This is a genomic window from Roseobacter sp. GAI101 (assembly GCF_000156335.1).
Classification (GTDB): domain Bacteria; phylum Pseudomonadota; class Alphaproteobacteria; order Rhodobacterales; family Rhodobacteraceae; genus Sulfitobacter.
The window spans coordinates 901,441-919,522 of record NZ_DS999213.1; the positions used below are offsets into that span (position 1 = coordinate 901,441).

13 protein-coding genes and 1 tRNA gene are annotated in these 18,082 nt (G+C 57.7%); 10 read left to right on the forward strand and 4 right to left on the reverse strand.

The genetic code is table 11. The features are described from left to right. Nucleotides 1-60 precede the first annotated feature (60 nt). Nucleotides 61-1,341, forward strand: a complete 1,281-nt coding sequence (locus RGAI101_RS04200) for a mechanosensitive ion channel family protein (RefSeq protein ID WP_008227666.1) — start codon at nucleotides 61-63, stop codon at nucleotides 1,339-1,341. A gap of 287 nt (nucleotides 1,342-1,628) precedes the next feature. Here the strand turns inward: RGAI101_RS04200 and RGAI101_RS04205 are convergent, their stop codons facing one another. Further along, complete coding sequence (locus RGAI101_RS04205) at nucleotides 1,629-2,519, reverse strand: AraC family transcriptional regulator (protein ID WP_008227634.1); 891 nt, start codon at nucleotides 2,517-2,519, stop codon at nucleotides 1,629-1,631. A 164-nt stretch (nucleotides 2,520-2,683) separates the two neighbouring features. Between RGAI101_RS04205 and RGAI101_RS04210 the strand changes: the two genes are divergently transcribed. Beyond that, a complete protein-coding gene (locus tag RGAI101_RS04210) occupies nucleotides 2,684-3,553 on the forward strand; it encodes an SDR family NAD(P)-dependent oxidoreductase (protein WP_008225528.1) in 870 nt (289 codons plus the stop codon). Nucleotides 3,554-3,562: 9 nt separating this feature from the next. Next, complete coding sequence (locus tag RGAI101_RS04215; RefSeq protein WP_008227501.1) at nucleotides 3,563-4,375, forward strand: SDR family oxidoreductase; 813 nt, start codon at nucleotides 3,563-3,565, stop codon at nucleotides 4,373-4,375. Between the two features lie 213 nt (nucleotides 4,376-4,588). Here RGAI101_RS04215 and RGAI101_RS04220 read toward each other — a convergent pair whose 3' ends face one another. Together RGAI101_RS04220 and RGAI101_RS04225 are read right to left on the reverse strand one after the other, a co-directional pair. Continuing rightward, complete coding sequence (locus tag RGAI101_RS04220; RefSeq protein ID WP_008226827.1) at nucleotides 4,589-5,494, reverse strand: AEC family transporter; 906 nt, start codon at nucleotides 5,492-5,494, stop codon at nucleotides 4,589-4,591. 378 nt (nucleotides 5,495-5,872) lie between these two features. Then, entirely contained in the window at nucleotides 5,873-6,823 is a 951-nt protein-coding gene (locus RGAI101_RS04225) for a YihY/virulence factor BrkB family protein (protein ID WP_008229402.1), read from the reverse strand. A gap of 342 nt (nucleotides 6,824-7,165) precedes the next feature. On the opposite strand from RGAI101_RS04225, the gene RGAI101_RS04230 reads away from it, so the two are divergent. Beyond that, complete coding sequence (locus tag RGAI101_RS04230) at nucleotides 7,166-8,950, forward strand: sensor histidine kinase (protein ID WP_083792000.1); 1,785 nt, start codon at nucleotides 7,166-7,168, stop codon at nucleotides 8,948-8,950. Nucleotides 8,951-9,534: 584 nt separating this feature from the next. Here the strand turns inward: RGAI101_RS04230 and guaB are convergent. Next, nucleotides 9,535-10,983: an IMP dehydrogenase gene (guaB, locus tag RGAI101_RS04235; protein ID WP_037227356.1), complete on the reverse strand. Its 1,449-nt coding sequence runs from the start codon at nucleotides 10,981-10,983 to the stop codon at nucleotides 9,535-9,537. Between the two features lie 149 nt (nucleotides 10,984-11,132). On the opposite strand from guaB, the gene speB reads away from it, so the two are divergent. From speB to RGAI101_RS04265, 6 genes are all read left to right on the forward strand, one after another. Then, nucleotides 11,133-12,098 carry an agmatinase gene (gene speB / locus RGAI101_RS04240; RefSeq protein WP_008227869.1) on the forward strand — a complete coding sequence of 322 codons (966 nt, stop codon included), beginning with the start codon at nucleotides 11,133-11,135 and terminating at the stop codon, nucleotides 12,096-12,098. A gap of 215 nt (nucleotides 12,099-12,313) precedes the next feature. After that, nucleotides 12,314-14,359: an ASKHA domain-containing protein gene (locus RGAI101_RS04245; protein WP_037227359.1), complete on the forward strand. Its 2,046-nt coding sequence runs from the start codon at nucleotides 12,314-12,316 to the stop codon at nucleotides 14,357-14,359. A gap of 21 nt (nucleotides 14,360-14,380) precedes the next feature. Then, a complete protein-coding gene (locus RGAI101_RS04250; protein WP_008229288.1) occupies nucleotides 14,381-15,217 on the forward strand; it encodes a class I SAM-dependent methyltransferase in 837 nt (278 codons plus the stop codon). 43 nt (nucleotides 15,218-15,260) lie between these two features. Continuing rightward, a tRNA-Gly gene (locus RGAI101_RS04255) sits at nucleotides 15,261-15,334 on the forward strand. A 534-nt stretch (nucleotides 15,335-15,868) separates the two neighbouring features. Continuing rightward, complete coding sequence (locus RGAI101_RS04260) at nucleotides 15,869-16,408, forward strand: hypothetical protein (protein WP_037227361.1); 540 nt, start codon at nucleotides 15,869-15,871, stop codon at nucleotides 16,406-16,408. 762 nt (nucleotides 16,409-17,170) lie between these two features. Then, nucleotides 17,171-17,380, forward strand: coding sequence for a hypothetical protein (locus tag RGAI101_RS04265; RefSeq protein ID WP_037229001.1), 210 nt, complete (start codon nucleotides 17,171-17,173; stop codon nucleotides 17,378-17,380). The last annotated feature ends 702 nt before the right edge of the window (nucleotides 17,381-18,082 follow it).

An 18,082-nucleotide genomic window follows, 5' to 3' on the forward strand; every position in this document is an offset into this window, starting at 1 on the left:
ACCGAAAATACAACGAGCCCCGGTAGACCAGAAGGGACAACGGCTTCTATCCGACAGGCTATGACGGGCTTTTTCAGCCTCATCCTGATTGGCCTGCTTGCTTTTACCGGTCCGGGCATCGCACAGGACGCCGGACCGGGATTACCAGCCGAACTACCTTCTTCCGCGCTGGCCGATCCCGGTGTGTCGACCGAAGAACTTGCATACCGCCTGATACCGCTGACAAAAGACGAACTTGAACCGCTTGCGATTGCGTGGCTGGGTATCGTCCAAGCCAAGACCAGAGAAATCGCGGAGAAACAGGTTGCCCTGTTGAACGATCCGTCCGCCGCTACAGACGCGGCCTATCAGGAAATTGCACGCATGGTTGAAAACCGCGCGGGCCTCTTCGAACGGTTTTCAATGGTTGTGACCGCTTTTGAGAGAAAAGCCGGCGACGAAACGGTTGTAGCCGAACTTCGTGCGTACCGCGACGCGGTCTTTTTCAGTGAAACCATACTTGCTAGCCCCAAGGCCATTGCGATTGCCGTACTGACCTGGCTGACGCGCACCGATGGTGGGCTGGCCATTGCAAAAAACATCGGCGTCATCCTTCTGGCGTTCTTGGCGCTGCTCTTCGTCTCGCGTTCCGCACGGGTTCTTGCCCGGCGATCCATTGGCCGCGTCCCGAAAATGTCCAAGCTCTTGGAAGCCTTCCTTGTCGGTGCCGTCTTCTGGCTGGTGATCGCGGTAGGGCTGCTGTTCGTGCTGGCGGCACTGGGTGTGAATGTCACGCCGCTTTTCGCCATGATCGGAGGGGCATCATTCATTCTCGCCTTTGCCTTCCAGGATACGCTGGGGAACCTCGCAAGCGGGCTGATGATAATGATCAACCGGCCCTTCGATGAGGGCGACTTTGTCCAGGTGGGCGGCGTTGGCGGGACGGTCCGATCCGTGAGCATCGTTGCGACGACCGTGACCACGCCTGACAATCAGGTGATCGTGATACCCAACAAGAACGTCTGGGGGAATGTCATCACCAATCTCACGGCAAGCGACACGCGGCGCGTCGATCTGGTCTTTGGCATTTCCTATGAGGATTCGATCCCGGATGCTCGGCGCGTCATCGAAGAAACCGTCAAACAGCACCCCTTGGTTCTGACGGAGCCGGAAACCGTTATCCGCGTTCACGAGCTCGCTGCCAGCTCTGTCAATTTTGTCTGCCGCCCCTGGACGAAAACCGCCGACTACTGGACCGTGTACTGGGATCTGACACAGCGGATGAAGGAAGCTTTTGGTGAGGCGGGCATCTCGATCCCCTACCCTCAGCAGGATGTTCGCATCAGGAGCAAAGACAGGTGATGTCAGGTCTTAGCAAAGGACCGCCCCAAACGGGACATTCTAAACATGCAGGAATTCCGGTAAGATCACGGGTCAGCCGGGCGCTTGAAGTCGGCAACCGAAGCCGCACCGGTTTGCTGGACAGCGAGGAGCTGGGACGATTTGGCATCTGCCTGATTGGAGTGCAAATTCGTGTATGCAGCGGAGGCAGGCAACTACCAAAGACTTACCTTGCCAGCAGTCGCATTGCTGAAATCGGATAACATGGCTTTGACGCCAAACTGAGCACGTCTGGACCGACAATTGGGTCACTCAACCGGCGCGAGGTCACGGTCTTGCCGCGGTGACCGGCCAAATTTGCGAGAATATTCTCTCGAAAACTGCGCCGAGCTTTCGTAGCCAACTCCGAACGCGATCTCCGACACTTTCGCGCTGGAAGTGTGGAGCGCATCGCGCGCGCGCAGCAGGCGGAGGTCCTTTTGATATTGCAGCGGCGATGTGCCGGTCACAGCCTTGAATTGCTCAAAAAACGCCGAACTGCTCATACCGACGTCGCGGGCCAGATCCTTGATCACGATTGCCTTGGAAAGATTGGTTTGTATCCCCCGTGTGGCCCGAAAAATACGGCTGGCCGTGCTTTCGTGCCAAAGCAGTTTATGCAGCGTGTCGCCCTGTGGCCCCATCAACAATCGGGCGTGGATTTCGCGGGCGGTAATCGGGGCCAGTAGACGCCGCGCCGCGTCGGTCTCGCATTGGTCAAAATAGCGCCGCAGCGCGTCTTCGATCCCTTCGTCCGTATCGCATAGATGAATTGAAAACGGGTCCGAAGGCCTGCTGTCCGACGACGGCAATACATCCGGTGCCAAAGAGCGGAGCAGGTCCAGATCAAGCGGGAAGACAAGCGCGATGTAAGGTGCCTCTGGCGTCGCTTCGGTGATCCGCGAGAGAACCGGCATGGCATGGCTGACGATCAGGGACTGTCCGGCGTGCACGGTTATCGTCTTTGCGCTTGTCGCCACGGCCTTGGCACCTTGCAGGATAAGGCAAAGCAGCGGGCGGTAGACGGTCGCGTTCTGGCCCGAGGGGGCCTCAAAGCGCAGCAGATGCGTCCCGCTGTCCGTATGAGGCATCGCGCCCTGTCGCACCCCCGATTGATCGAGGATCTGTGACACGCCGTTCAGAAGTGTTTCAGGTGTCATGACCTTCCCCCTTGCTCTGCCTCTGACCCCTAGCACGGAAAGAAACGAGAATTTATCAAATAAAGCAAAGCATGGAGGATTGTACAAGAAAACCGGACAAATCGGAAAGATCACAAACATGGCTACAACTATTGTGTCCTTATCAATATGAAGGGACCGCAAGAATGAAAAATGTTCTGATTACCGGCATCGCAGGTGGCTTCGGCAAACCCACGGCGCTGGCTCTGTTGGCACAGGGCTACGCTGTCGCCGGAAGTGTCCGCAGTCGCAGCGGAAAGAACGCAGCGACCGTCGCCGAGCTTGAAGCCGCAGGCGCAAAGATCGTCGAGATGGACGTCACCGACACGGCCAGCACCACACGCGGTGTCGGTGATGCGGTCTCGCAACTCGGCGGGCTGGACATCTTGTTCAACAACGCCGGGATCGGTGCCTACGGCATCCAGGAACTGATGTCACCCGAGGACATGGCGCGGGTGTTCGACGTGAATGTCATGGGCGTGCAACGGGTCATGCGGGCCGCGTTGCCCTATCTGCGGGCGCAGGGCCGAGGAACCGTGCTTTATACCTCCAGCCTGATCGGCCGGATCGCAACGCCGTTCTATGGCACCTATTCGGCATCGAAATGGGCGCTGGAAGCCATCGTTGAATGCTTCCGGACAGAGCTTTCGGGTTTCGGCATCGAATCCTGCATCATCGAACCCGGGGCCATGCCAACGGCATTCTTTGATGGCATGGTGACCCCGGACGACCCAACGCGCGAGGCCGAATACGGCGACTTCGCTGCTGTGCCAGCGATGTCGAATACGGCGCTGGCCGAGATGCTCAAGGCAACGCCGCAGCAACGGCCTGAGCAGATCGCCGAAGCGGTCGCAGCGCTTTTGGACATGCCTTTCGGCGAAAAGCCGTTTCGCACAGTGGTGGACTTTGTCGGCGTCGGTCCCGAGATCGCGCGCTACAACGACGTGCTCCACGACGTCACCCGCACCGTCCTGACCAACTTCGGCATCGAACAGATGCTCGACCTGAACACTTGAGAGGCAAACATGAAAACCATACTGATCACAGGGGCTTCTTCCGGCATCGGCGAAGCAACCGCACGGCACTTTCAGGTCAATGGCTGGAACGTCATTGCCACAATGCGCGACCCTTCCAAAGGCGGGGCGCTTGCCGGTCTGGATAATGTGCTCGTGACCCGGCTGGATGTGACGGATGAAGCATCGATCCCGTCAGCAGTTGCAGCGGGTATCACCCGTTTCGGCACAATCGACGTTCTGCTGAATAACGCGGGCTACGGTGCCTATGGCGCGCTAGAGGCGTTCACGATGGACCGCATCCGGCGACAGTTCGATACCAACGTGATCGGACTTCTGGAGGTGACCAAGGCGGTTCTGCCCCACATGCGCCAGAACAGATCAGGCACGATCATCAATATTTCGTCCATTGGCGGCCAGATCACCTTTCCGCTTGGAACACTTTACCACGGCACCAAGTTCGCAGTCGAAGGCCTGTCAGAAGCGCTGCACTACGAGCTTGAACCGCTCGGCATTCGGGTGCGGATTGTCGAACCCGGCATGATCAAGACGAACTTCGGCGGAAGCTCCTTTGATTTCGCGATGGATGAAGACCTGTCAGACTATGCCTCGACCGCCGAGGCCATGGGCAGCCTGTTCGGCAAGCTGGCATCAAACCCCTCCGCGCCCGAAACCGTGGCCGAGGTCATCTGGAACGCCGCGAATGAGACCGGAGATCGCTTGCGCTTCCATGCGGGTGCGGACGCGGAGCGTTTATTGGACGAGCGGAAGAGCCAGGATGACGCGACCTTCATCGGCGGCATCAAGACGCTGATGAGCAGCTGAAGCAAAGTCAGTTTTGGTGTCGCACACCGGACCTTGGCGTTTTTCGCCGCGAAGGTTCGGTTCTCGCCCTTCGTACAAGATGTAGTTTCCGGCCTATACCGGCAATCATCGACCGCTGCTTTTTGCTGCGCGTCTGCCGCGAGGCACCCGAAGGTGGCGTGATTGTACGGGGTGAAACGCATGTCAGCGGGAGTTCTTAAACATCGGGTGGTATCAAGGTCCGAGGACCCACAGGACCAGTGGGATCGTGGCGATGGCGGCAATCGTCTGGGAGGTGACGATACCTGCCATCAGCGTACCGTCGCCGTTCAGTTGCCGGGTCAGCACATAGGAAGTGGGAGCCGTCGGGATGGCCGAGAAAACGACCAGCACCAGCGCCTCGACCCCGCTCAGGCCGAAGGCGTGCGCGACAAGCGCGGCAAGCAGTGGCATCAGCAGGAGGCGCAGGGCACCGCTTGCAGCCAAGGTCAGCCCGTCGCGACGCAGGGCGGCGGGTTGCAGGGCAGCCCCCACGCAGAGCAGGCCAAGCGGCAAGCTGGCTTGCGCCAGGAGGTCGAGGAAGCGCCCGGTCCCGAAGGGTAGACCCCATCCGGTCAGCGCCAGCGCGATGCCCCCCAGACAGGCCAGGATCAGCGGGTTGCGCGCCATGGTGCGCAGCATGGCAAGGGGGGTGCGGGTCCGACCCGCCTCGGTCAGGGCCATGATCGACAGGACGTTGACCAAGGGCACGGCGATGGCAAGGTAAAGCGCCGCCCGTTCGATCCCCGCGGGTCCGGCCAGGGTGGCAAGGATGGACAGCCCCAGATAGGTATTGAAGCGCACCGTGCCTTGCAGCAGTGGGCCAAAGCGGGCAGCGGGCATGGGGCGGGCACGCCGGGTCAGGGCCAGAGCGAGTGCGGCGACCAGAATGATTACGACGGCCGCACTGCCCAGACGTATCACCTGTGGGTCGCGGACGGGTGCATCGGCCAGACTGCTGACCAATAGGGCGGGGAAAAGCAGGAAATAGTTGATCCGTTCGGCGGCGGGCCAGAAGCCGGGATCAGGAAAGCCGCGCCGGACGAGGATAAAGCCAAGGCAGATCAGCGCGAAAAGCGGCCAGATGGTGAAGAAAAGCAATGTGATATCCCTTTTGCCCTGACCTGCGCAGACAGGGAGCCGCGCGGGTGTCGTTGCACATCCGTTAAAGACCGAAGCGCAGGGAGGGGCAAGCGGATTGCCAGGGTCATTGAGCGGGATATCTCGTTGAATTTCCGATGTATCGTCGCGATCGACCGTTTTTAAGCGTTCAATAATTTCCGCATGCGCGAGGCCCCCCGGTTAAAGTCCCTTCCCCGCCTGTTGTGTCTTTCGATGGGAACAGCCGGGCTTGTGTGAAAACCCGTTCCAGCGCCGCGCCTATCGAAGTAATGTTCGTCTATCGTCGGGATTTGGAAACCGCATTCTCCCATAGGCGAACGAACATCAGAGTTCCCCCAATCCGTGGACACCGTGGTGTCAATTGCTGTCAAGATCGTGGCGCAGGGCACGGGCAAGGCGACGGATACGAATGGCGCGGTTGAGTTCGCCACCGAAGATGAGGACCAGAGCAGCCAGGTACAGAAAATAAAGCGCCGCGACAATTCCCGCGAGCCCACCGTAATAGGTCGCATAAGTCGCAAAATTGGCAAGGTAGAACGTGAATGCCACCGTCAGCGAGGTCCACGCAGCAACCGTGAAGAGAACGCCGGGATATATTGACGAGAAACGTGTGCGCCGGGCCGGAAGGAAGACATGTGCCAGAAAAAGCGAAAACACCAGAATGATTGCGGCGGCTGGATAACGCACAAGGCGTATGGTCACCGATGCCGGATCGAAGCCGGGGAACAGGACATGCAGCCAGGAGCCAGCGCGCGGCGCAAGAACAAGAAGGTATCCAACCAGCACAAGCACGAGACTGGCGATGATGACCATGAGAACCATCACGGGGTAGACGACATACCATGAACGGGTCTCGCGCACCCCGTAGGCCCGGTTGAGACCGACGCGGACCCCGTCCACGCCCCCTAGGGCGAACCAGATCGTCAGCAGGATACCGGTGGACAGCACACCACCGCGCTGGACCGTCATCACCTGCTTCACCTCCGACACGATGGGCTCGATGAGCGTTTCCGGCACGATGGCGAGCAGGAACGAAACAAGATCTTCAGCCATGCTTTGGCTGCCGACGAAGGCGGTCATCGAAGAGGTGAAGATGAGAAAGGGAAAGACTGCGAGCAGCACGCGAAACGCGACGTTGCCGGCCAGTCCGAAAGCATCATCGCTCCACAGGCGCAATCCGGCCTCTCGCATGACACCCCAAGCGCCGCGCCAGCCTTTTCCGCGCAGCAGCCCCTCGGGATTGTCGGTGACGATCCCGTGTGTGATGACGGCATCACGCCCCGCTTCGGTCGGCTGACGTTTCTCCATTCGGCATCTCGCTTCGTTGTACGACATTTCTATAATGCGGCGCGATTGGAAATAGTAGTACGTGTTCTCATCAGGCACATGCGTAGCGAGAATTTCGGCACCAGTTCAGGGGAAGGCAGAGTTGGCTGACCGTTTGGGCAATGCGCAGCATGATGCATACACCTAAGTCATGCGGCACCTTATAGCTTCAGGCGTCGCGCGTACCAACCCGGGCGTTGCTGATGGGGGCGTTGCCCTACCCCCACTCCAACGAAATTGCTTAATCGCCACGTCTCGGTCAAACTTCGAACACACCGATATGGTGTCAGTCACCGACAGATAAGTGGATGCGAAGAGACAATTATGACGTGCTTTGATGGATTAGTGGCAGAGTCCACCTTGTGGATCGTTATCGGGGTGAGTGCCGTCGCGGCTCTTGTTATGTTCTGGACGATGAAATTTCAGAGCTTTCGCGGCAAACGTTACTACGCGCTTACTTTCGTCGCCATGATCTGGACATTATTGATGATCGGATTGGAGGCTGCATCGCGAACTTTCCCCTGTCAGTTGCAATGGGCAACTCTGGCATGGTTGGGCAATGGTTTGGTGCCTGTCGCTTGGTGTTTCTTCGTATTTGCCTACATCGACAACCCGGCCTGGCTCAAAAAGCGCTGGGTCGCCATCGTACTGTTCGTCGTGCCCATGGCCAGTTTCCTGTTTGCCGCCACCAACCAATGGCACAATCTCGTCTATACAGAGGCCTCGTTCATTCCGCCGGGTAAGGACTATATCGAGTATGCTCATGGGCCCGGGTTTTTTGGGATAATCGCGATCCTGTATACGTTCGTGCTTACGGCCCTCTTTTGTCTTGTGAAAACGTTCACCCGAGCCAAACGGACCGCGTGGCCCCTGCTTACCATGCTGATCGTCATTACCACGATTCCCCTGACTGCGAATGCCGCCTATGTCGGCCTGGGTTTTACCATCTTTGGCCTTGATCCGACGGCCTTTATGTTCACGCTTGGAATCTTCGCCTTCACGTGGATGCTCGTGACGAACAAGGCGATGGATATGGCTTTTGTGGGCCAGTCCGTACTTTTCAATACGATGAGTGAACCCGTCGTTATGATCGACAGACATCGAAACATAACGCTGATGAACACGGCTGCAAAACGCAGTGGGCTACCTCATGAATCAGGTCCTGTCTTAAGCAAAATAATTGAAAATATCGAAAATTTGAACACATCCGAAGACGTCGCTCATCTGACCATTGGTCAGCGGGTCTATGAACCCAGAATTCGGGAACTCGAAAGCCCGCTTGACCCGTCAGGCGCAGCCTTGGGCTGGAGCATCACCTTTGTCGACATTACAGACCGGATCGCCATCAGTGCGGCATTGGAAGAAGCGCTTAGACAGGCAGACGAAGCCAACAAGGCGAAAGACGAGTTCATCTCGGTTGTAAGTCATGAATTGCGGACCCCCCTGACCTCGCTCACGGGTGGCTTGACGCTCGCGCTTAGCGGTCGCCTGGGGGATGTAGCCGATCCAATACGATCGCTGCTGAACATTGCGCACCGCAACGGCGTCCGCCTGTCACGACTGGTCGACAACATTCTGCTGGTCCAGAAGATCGACATTGATGCGCTGATCCTGGAAAGCAAGCCCGTCGATCTTGGTCATCTTCTCGAAGAGAGCTTTGAAGAGAACAAAATGTTCGCATCAAAGCGGGGTGTGCAGCTCGCCCTTGGGAACATCATGCCGGCAGTAATCACCGGGGACGCCTTCGCCATCCGCCAGATCATTGATAACCTGATCTCCAATGCCATCAAGTTTTCGAACGAAAACAGTGTCGTTGAAGGGACGCTTATCGCTATGAATGGGCAGGTAAGACTGTCGATCAAGAACGCTGGCCGAGGAATTCCCGAAGGCATGGAGAGCCAAGTCTTCGGGCGCTTCGAACAGGTGGAGAACAGCGGCCAATCCTCCACCCAAGGGTCCGGGCTTGGCCTGCACATCTCGAAGAAGCTGGCAAAACAGATGTCGGGGGATATCTCCTACGAAAGCCAACTGGACGTCGGTACGACGTTTCATGTTGAGTTTCTGTTGGCGGACCAACAGGCTATCGAGCCCGCACAACTCGCCGGGTGAGGCCTGTTGCAGTCTTGTGTATTTAGTCGCCGGACAAAGGCGCCTACCTGCGCAGTGCAGTCATTCGTGCAGACCGCTGCGACGGGCCGTTTCTTGCCCTCCTACCACTTGAAGAAAATCACGTAAGCTATTGGACTAATAAGATTTCAGCTTCCCACGCACTATTTCGATGTGCTTCCCGACACCATCTATCCTTGGGAGGGGGCATTCAAGCCATCAGCCAAGACGGCTTGTCATTTCAACACGGTCGCAGCCCTTACCCCAAGGCTGAGAATGCATGGCGATCTTCCCATGAATTTATCCAACTATCATTTACCTAACGGGAAAGAGACGACTTGGGAAAACGCGCCCTTATTCAAAAATGCAAAATAGTGTGTAAACGTCTACCTGTTAAGGCTGCTGCATCCAAAGAATGCACTACGCAGTACATCAGGTCTGCGCGAACACGATCTATTTTGCATCAGCACCACGACTGATGCAGTGTCAGATCCCGGATAGCTTCCGTCCGGTTCCGGGTTCGCTCAAAGATGAAGGGCCGGGCGATTTCACGCGACGGCCCTTCAAAATGTTAAGAAAATACCACGTTATCCGATACGGTAGTTCGGGCTTTCACGCGTGATCTGGACGTCATGCACGTGGCTTTCTTGCAGGCCCGCACCGGTGATTTTGACGAACGAACAATTCTTGCGCATTTCATCAACGGTCGCGCATCCGGTGTATCCCATTGCAGCCCGCAGTCCGCCGACCATTTGATGCACCACGGCCGCCGCAGACCCCTTATAGGCCACCTGACCCTCGATCCCTTCGGGCACCAGTTTGTCACTGGCTGCATCCTTCTGGAAATACCGATCCGCAGAGCCGCTGGCCATCGCGCCAAGCGACCCCATGCCGCGATAACTTTTGAAGCTACGGCCTTGATACAAAATAACTTCGCCCGGAGATTCGTCCGTACCCGCGATCATTGACCCAACCATGGCACAGGACGCACCCGCCGCGATGGCCTTGGCGAAATCACCCGAGAATTTGATACCGCCATCAGCGATCACCGGAATATCGCCCGCCGCTTTTGCGCAATCCATGATTGCCGTCAACTGCGGAACGCCGACCCCGGCCACCATCCGTGTGGTGCAGATCGACCCCGGCCCGATGCCGACCTTGACCGCATCGGCCCCGGCACCGATCAGGGCACGCGTCGCCTCGCCGGTGGCCACATTGCCAGCCACAACCTGTACTTCGTTGCTCAGCTTTTTGGCACGCTCGACCGCGATGGCCACCCCTTCGGAATGCCCGTGCGCGGTGTCGATCACGATCATGTCCACGCCCGCATCCACCAGGGCTTGTGACCGTTCAAATCCGGCATCGCCTGTGGTGGTTGCCGCTGCGACGCGCAAACGGCCCAAGCCGTCCTTACACGCGGTCGGGTTCAGCACCGCCTGTTCGGTGTCCTTGAGGGTCAACAGACCCGTCAGTTTGCCCTGCGCATCGGTCACCAGCAATTTCTCGATCCGGCGCGCCTTCATCAGGCTGATCGCCTCTTCGCGGTCGGCGGGTTCGTGCAGGATGGCCAGATTGTCAGAGGACATCATCAGGCGCACCGGCGTGTCATCGGCAGTGGCAAAACGCATGTCGCGGTTGGTGACAATACCCACGACGCGGCCCTTTTCATCCACCACCGGAAAACCGGTGACGTTATAGCGCTGCTGCAATGCTTTGGCATCCGCCAGGGTCTGGTCGGCGCGCAGGGTGATCGGGTTGTAAACGATCCCGCTTTCAAACCGTTTGACGCGGCGTACCTCTTCGGCCTGTTCGGCGATGGTCAGGTTGCGATGTACCACGCCCATCCCGCCCGCTTGGGCCATGGCAATGGCCATGCGGCTTTCGGTCACTGTGTCCATGGCCGAGCTGAGCAGCGGTATGTTCAAAGCGATCGAATTTGTCACATGTGTGCGTGTGTCAGCCGTCGAAGGCAACACGCTTGATGCCGCCGGCACCAGTAGTACATCATCAAAGGTCAGAGCCTCACGAATCTCCATTTTTGCACCTCGGGTTGCATGGGTTCATTTGGCGGTTTCCTATTTCACGGATAGTCCCGATTGGAAAGGGTCATTTGCGCCGTAACAGCATTGCAAATACGGGATGGCTGGGGAAAGCTGCTGTTTAAGGGATCAAACGGAGAATTCGAATGGCCAGTCACGGATATGAGGGCGGCAGGCTGGACCTGCCCTTTGTCGGTATATCAACCTTTGGCAAGCGACCCTATCAGCCTGATTGGAAGGCGCTGGATGCTGATGTCGCGATCCTGGGGGCACCGTATGATGCGGGAACCCAGTGGCGCGCCGGGGCGCGGTTTGGCCCGCGCGGGGTGCGCGAGGCGTCGACCCTGTTCAGCTTTGGCCATGCGGGTGCCTATGATCACGAGGATGACGCCGTCTATCTGCCCGGCGACGTGAACATCGTCGACATCGGGGATGCCGACATCGTCCACACGGATACGGAGCAAAGCCATGCCAATATCGAAACCGGGGTGCGGGCGATTCTGGATACCGGTGCCCTGCCCGTGGTGATTGGTGGCGATCATTCGATCAACATCCCCTGCATTCGGGCGTTTGATGGCCAGGGCGACTTTCACATCCTGCAGATCGACGCGCATCTGGATTTCGTGGACGAACGTCATGGGGTGCGGCATGGTCATGGGAACCCCATGCGCCGCGCCGCCGAGCAGGTTTACGTCACGGGGCTGACCCAGATGGGCATCCGCAACGTCAGTTCGACCGCGCGCGAGGGCTATGATGATGCGCGTGCAATGGGGTCTGACATCATCTCGGTCCGGCAGGCGCGCAAGATGGGGACATTGGGGGTGTTGGGGCATGTCCCCGACGGCGCACGGCTTTATGTAACCATTGATATCGACGCGTTCTGCCCGTCGATTGCCCCCGGCACAGGCACCCCGTCGCACGGGGGCTTCCTGTACTACGAGGTGTTGGAGCTGCTACAGGCCGCAGCCAAGCGACACGAAATCATCGGCATTGATCTGGTGGAGGTCGCACCGGATTACGACCCGACCGGATCGACCAGCATTCTGGCCGCGCAGGTGTTGCTAAACTTTCTGGGGTTCATTTTCCATGCCCGGGCGATGAACGAGGTTTAGGTCTTTCCATTTGTCTTTGTGCAGAATGGGGCCCGGCCCGTCGCGGCAAAGGCGCGTCAGGACTAAGGGCCTAGCATTTGGGGCTCTGCCCCAAACCCCGGGATATTTGAGAGCCAGAGAAGCGAAGGCGCGGATGTGGCAATTTGCGACGTATCTTGGCTTTCGTCTGGCGCAACCTTCGCTATGTTGCGGCAAGGGTTTTGAGGACTGATTTGATGAGCAACGATCCACTGGTGGTATTCACGCCTTCGGGCAAGCGCGGGCATTTCCCCAAAGGCACACCGGTCCTGACCGCTGCGCGTCAGTTGGGGGTCGATCTGGATTCGGTTTGTGGCGGGCGCGGCATTTGTTCAAAATGTCAGGTTTCGCCCGGCTACGGTAAATTCTCCAAGCATGGGGTCACCGTTCAGGATGATGCACTGAGCGAATGGAACAGCGTCGAGCAGCGATACAAGGACAAACGCGGCCTGATCGACGGGCGGCGTTTGGGCTGTCAGGCACAGATCATGGGCGATGTCGTGATCGACGTCCCCGCCGAGAGCCAGGTGCACAAACAGGTGGTGCGCAAACGGGCCGAGGCGCGCGATATCGTGCTGAACCCGTCGACCAAGCTGTTCTATGTCGAGGTGCAAGAGCCCGACATGCATGACCCATCAGGGGATCTTGAGCGGCTTTGCATTGCTTTGAAGGAGCAATGGGAGCTTGAGAACGTGAAGGCCGATTTGCAGATATTGCAAGTGATCCAGAAGGTTTTGCGCAAGGGCGGCTGGAAGGTGACTGTTGCGGTGCATCTGGGCGATGATGAAAACCCGCCGCGCATCATGCATCTGTGGCCGGGCTTTTACGAAGGCACCGTCTATGGGCTCGCGGTCGATCTGGGGTCCACCACCATCGCGGCGCATCTGTGTGATCTGCAAAGTGGCGAGGTGATCGCGTCGTCCGGCGTGATGAACCCGCAAATCCGCTTTGGCGAAGACCTGATGAGCCGCGTCAGTTATTCCATGATGAACGAGGGCGGCGCTGAGGAAATGACCCGCGCAGTGCGCGCTGGCATGAATACCCTGTTTGACGAGATTTGCGCCGAGGGTGGCATTGATAAAGGTCTGATCGTGGACGCGGTATTTGTCTGCAACCCCGTGATGCACCACTTGTTTCTGGGCATCGACCCGTTCGAGCTGGGGCAAGCGCCGTTTGCCCTGGCCACATCAAACGCGTTGCGGATGCGTGCAGTTGAACTGGACCTGACAATCCACCCGTCGGCGCGGATATATTTCCTTCCGTGTATTGCAGGGCACGTCGGCGCAGATGCTGCCGCCGTTGCGCTGTCAGAGGCACCGGATAAATCCGACGATCTGGTCTTGATCGTCGATGTTGGCACCAATGCCGAAATCCTGCTGGGCAACCGCGAGAAGGTGCTGGCCTGTTCATCGCCCACCGGACCTGCCTTCGAGGGCGCGCAGATCAGCAGCGGCCAACGTGCGGCCCCCGGCGCGATCGAGCGGGTAGAGATTGACCCGGTGACCAAGGTCGCGCGTTTCAAGGTGATCGGCAGCGAACTGTGGTCTGACGATCCGGGCTTTGACGCCGAAATCGGCGCAAGCGGCGTGACCGGTATTTGCGGTTCCGGCATTATCGAAATGGTCGCCGAGATGCGCATTCACGGCATCGTCGACGCCCCCGGCCTGATTGGCACAGCCGAGCAGACCGGATCGCCGATGGTCTTTGCCGACGGGCGCACAAATTCCTATCTGGTCTATGACGGCACGGCCAATGGGGGGCCCAAGATCACCGTGACCAACCGCGATATTCGTGAAATCCAGATGGCCAAGGCCGCGCTTTATTCCGGCGCGCGCCTGCTGATGGACAAATTCGGTGTCGACAAGGTAGACCGGATCGTCCTTGCCGGGGCATTCGGGGCGCATATCAGCACCAAACACGCGATGGTGCTGGGAATGATCCCCGACGCGCCACTGGACAAGGTGACCTCGGCCGGGAATGCGGCGGGCACAGGGGCGCGGATTGCCCTGCTCAACAGCTCGACACGGGCCGAGATCGAGGAAACCGTGCGCAATATCCACAAGATCGAAACCGCGATCGAACCGCGCTTTCAGGAGCATTTCGTGAATGCTTCGGCAATCCCGAACGCGGTGGAACCTTTCCCGATCCTCAACAGCATCGTGACCTTGCCAACGGCAACCTTCAACACGGGCGGCAGTGGCGGGGATGGTGCCGGTGGCGGGCGTCGACGCAGACGCGGGTGACGGCATGAAAGGACGAAAGTGATGGCAGCCAGCAACCAGGACCAGGAAGAATTCTGGACCAGCAATGCCGGACCGACCTGGGTCAGCCATGAAGGGCCCCTTGATCTGTTTCTTGGCCCCGTTCTGGATCAGGTTCTTGAAAGGTCCGCGATTTCGACCGGGCAGCATGTCTTGGATATCGGCTGCGGGACCGGTCAATCGACGCTTGCGGCGGGAAACCGCGTCGGGCCGACCGGACACGTGCTTGGGCTTGATATCTCATCCACGATGATCGCCCGGGCCAATGAACGGGTGGCCAGCCTGCCGCAGGTGGCGTTAGCGCTTGCGGATGCGGCCGAGCATCTGTTTGAACCGGCGTTCTTTGATCACGTGATTTCACGCTTTGGGGTGATGTTCTTTGCCGATCCCGAAGCTGCCTTTCGCAACATTGCCCGCGCACTAAAACCGGGCGGCAAGGTAACCTTGGCAGCGTGGGGACAGATCCAGCGCAACCCGTGGTTCACCCTGCCCGCCGCGATTGCCAAGGCGGAACTGGGCGCACCGCCCAAATCGGACCCCGATGAACCCGGCCCCTTTGCGTTTCGCGATATTGATAAGGTGTGCAGCATGTTGGTCGCTGCAGGGTTCACAGATGTCGGCGGCGTGGCACAGGATATGGTCTTTGCGCTGCCGGGCGGAATGGCAGAGGTTGCGAAGCTGTCACTTAAAGTCGGTCCAGCGGCCGGGACGATAAAACACTTTTCCGCGGACCAAGCCGCGCAAGACCGGATCGAAGCCGCCATGGCCGATGCCTTCGAAGGTTTGGGCAGCGCTGGCATCCCTGCCGAGATCAACTTTTTCACCGCGACCAAGTCCTGACTTGACGCCAATCGCGCCAGAGCCTAAATCGAAGCTCAGGCGCGCGGGTATGGTGAAAAGGTATCACGGCAGCTTCCCAAGCTTTAGTTACGAGTTCGATTCTCGTTACCCGCTCCAAGCCTTATTTGCACTTTCAGCCATATAAATAAGGCGTAAATGCCTTTTTGGGTGTATTTTCAGGTTTCCAAAAGATGGCGACTTGGGAAAATCAGGAACCGATTTTTGACGAGCGTACTTAGTGGATTATTCCCCAAGTTTGAACGCTTGCGAGGCGCTTCAGATATGATTTGGGCGGGAAAGACGGGCGGAGAGTTGCCGTTTGCTGCATGATGCGTAGGGGGTCTGCAGCGGGACAAAGCCGCCGTCGACGGGTTCGCATGGGTGAATACCCATTCGCAGCAGCGGCTGACGACCTATTCTAAACGCGCGAAAAGCCTTCAGATGCGGCCAAAAAATGTTTTGCACTGAAAGCGCCGTGACATGGCTGGTTGGGCGAGACCCGTACCCGTTTGGCACGTAGACGGCCAGGGCGAACAGTCAAATTACTTTGCAAAAACTGCTGTTATGGTGTATATTTTAATAAGCTACCGCCGTCGTGGGGGGTATGTTCGATGGTGATAGCGTGAACCTTAGAGAAAGGAAGGCGCTCCCATGAAACACTTATCAAAGACTGTAACTTTTGGAGTATATTTGCTCCTCGCATCGGCGGCCGTCGCTCAGACGGACAATGTCACTGCCGAAGGTCTGATCCAGCGACTTGAAAACGTTGCGCCTGCTGCGGTGCTTCAAAATGCGACGCTTCTGGACGTACCCGCGGAGGGTGAGATGACGACGCTCCGCGAGGGTAGTAACGGCTGGACCTGTATGTATCCCGGCACTGATCCAATGTGCGCCGATGGCGCGGCGATGTCATTCCTTGAAGCATGGATGAAGAAGGAGGACCCCCCGCAGACACTCGGCTTTGTTTACATGCTGCTTGGCGACGAGGGTGCCAGCAATACTGACCCCTATGCTACAGAAGAGACGGCTGAGAACCAGTGGGTCGTCGCCGGACCGCATGTGATGATTGTCGGCTCCGAGGCGAAGCAGATGCTCGAGAGCTATCCTCAGGAAGTGCCGGAGGGTGCAAACCAGCCGTGGGTTATGTGGCCGGGAACGCCTTACGCCCATCTGATGATACCGGTGGAGTGATGCTCAACGGCGGGTCTGAAATTCGCGAAGAAACGTATGAGGACGTCTACCCCCGATAAGTTCAGACCCGCACCCGTAGCCTGAGAACGCCGGTTGAATACTGTAGTAGGTAAGCGACTAGAGTGTGTCGTCGCAGGTGGGCTGTTTGGCACAAAGGATTTTTTTGGGGGGGGGCGAGCCAGCAACTTGCTGCGCCCTCGGCGAACGTCGGTTGGGCCGGTATCGCCTGCTGGGTGCTAGTAGTGATGGTGCCCGACACGGCGACAGATAGCTTTGAAGACAAGTAAGGACGTCTGAATGCTGACCTTTGCCTGCAAACTCCGAAGCTCTTTTATTCTCAGACGGCGTGACAAGCATAGAAGTCCGTTGTTTGTCTCGCGGTCACACTGTGGAATTGACGCTAGACATGCTATCTAAGGGCATCATGCGACACGGTTTCGAGCGCAGTGCAAAAGCAGCATGGGATGGCCGCAAGTCGATCAGCTTTCTAAGCTTCTGGGTCGCCGGAAAAGTCACCGCATACCACGGCCAATAATCAAATGCATCAGCGCTATGAAATGGCGGAAACGAGCCGAAGTTGCGGATCGCAAACCGGCTTTTTGATATTGCTCAATTCGTAACCCGTTTCCGCAACTAAGGTGAACTTGCGCCATTACACGTCGATCCGGCGAACCCGGAAGAACTTGCCTGATGACCACGTTCAACAAAGGGAGCCGACCCCTTGCAGGGCTTATCGGTTTCTCCCCTACGGAGGATACGTCAATGTACCTGAAAATCATTCTTCTCCTGCCGGTTCTGTTCGGTATGGGCGGATGTCTTCGAAACGATACTGAACGCGGCATTGCGGGGGCTGCGGGCGGCGCTGTGATTTCCGGAGCGACCGGCGGAAGCCCGGTTACAGGCGCTGTCGTCGGTGGCGCTGCAGGATACTTTTGCAGAGACCTGAACGTACCCGGCTGTCAGAACGACTAAGGGGTTAGCACCCACTGGTGGGAGCGCCAGATCGGATTGGACGAGTATCGATCTGCTGCGACAACTCGATCGCAACCCATCGAGGCTCCGATTGAACTCTATCTCAAACATCTGGAACAGCAGGCAGGTTGAAGTCTACTTGGTCGATCGGTCGGGGATAAGACGCTGACATTCGCCGCGCCAAGCAACAGGCCCTTAGTGTGATCAAAGTTTACCTTTGACCAACAACCCGGAAATTGTCGGCAGCGTCACCGTTCCGATATTTGCATGTCCCAGTCTCGAAAAGGGTTACCAAGATATCCGCTCAACGGTTTATCACTTCCATCATTCAGAAAGTTGCGGCGATCAGTCAAATAGTAAAGTCAAACGGACGAACGTCAGGATCGGGAATTGTTCTTTGGAGATAGTGCGTCAAGTATTTGATGGATGGTGTCACCTGCTGATCCCAGGCAGTCCTCATGCCAGTATGTGTCACTTCCATCATGACGAAGGACATTATCATCTTCTTCAAAACACCAAATGCAGGTGTTATCACCAATAGCTTTTTGTAGTTCCATATCTCTCATCTATAACCTCGCGGCTATCTTTGTTGTATCTGAGTGTGGATCAGCCGTAGGACCTTCCGGGGCAACGGATGACGGCTGATCCTTAGGGGTTGCGTCAATGGAAATCGGCACCCTGAGGTTTCAATTGTAAAATTGA

Excerpts from the sequence above, each read along its gene's own strand:
- RGAI101_RS04215 (WP_008227501.1), top strand. The coding sequence starts at position 3,563 with ATGAAAACCATACTGATCACAGGGGCTTCTTCCGGCATCGGCGAAGCA.
- RGAI101_RS04230 (WP_083792000.1), top strand. The coding sequence starts at position 7,166 with ATGACGTGCTTTGATGGATTAGTGGCAGAGTCCACCTTGTGGATCGTT.
- RGAI101_RS04210 (WP_008225528.1), top strand. The coding sequence starts at position 2,684 with ATGAAAAATGTTCTGATTACCGGCATCGCAGGTGGCTTCGGCAAACCC.
- guaB (WP_037227356.1), bottom strand. The coding sequence starts at position 10,983 with ATGGAGATTCGTGAGGCTCTGACCTTTGATGATGTACTACTGGTGCCG.
- RGAI101_RS04260 (WP_037227361.1), top strand. The coding sequence starts at position 15,869 with ATGAAACACTTATCAAAGACTGTAACTTTTGGAGTATATTTGCTCCTC.
- speB (WP_008227869.1), top strand. The coding sequence starts at position 11,133 with ATGGCCAGTCACGGATATGAGGGCGGCAGGCTGGACCTGCCCTTTGTC.
- RGAI101_RS04265 (WP_037229001.1), top strand. The coding sequence starts at position 17,171 with ATGTACCTGAAAATCATTCTTCTCCTGCCGGTTCTGTTCGGTATGGGC.
- RGAI101_RS04200 (WP_008227666.1), top strand. The coding sequence starts at position 61 with ATGACGGGCTTTTTCAGCCTCATCCTGATTGGCCTGCTTGCTTTTACC.
- RGAI101_RS04225 (WP_008229402.1), bottom strand. The coding sequence starts at position 6,823 with ATGGAGAAACGTCAGCCGACCGAAGCGGGGCGTGATGCCGTCATCACA.
- RGAI101_RS04245 (WP_037227359.1), top strand. The coding sequence starts at position 12,314 with ATGAGCAACGATCCACTGGTGGTATTCACGCCTTCGGGCAAGCGCGGG.
- RGAI101_RS04205 (WP_008227634.1), bottom strand. The coding sequence starts at position 2,519 with ATGACACCTGAAACACTTCTGAACGGCGTGTCACAGATCCTCGATCAA.
- RGAI101_RS04250 (WP_008229288.1), top strand. The coding sequence starts at position 14,381 with ATGGCAGCCAGCAACCAGGACCAGGAAGAATTCTGGACCAGCAATGCC.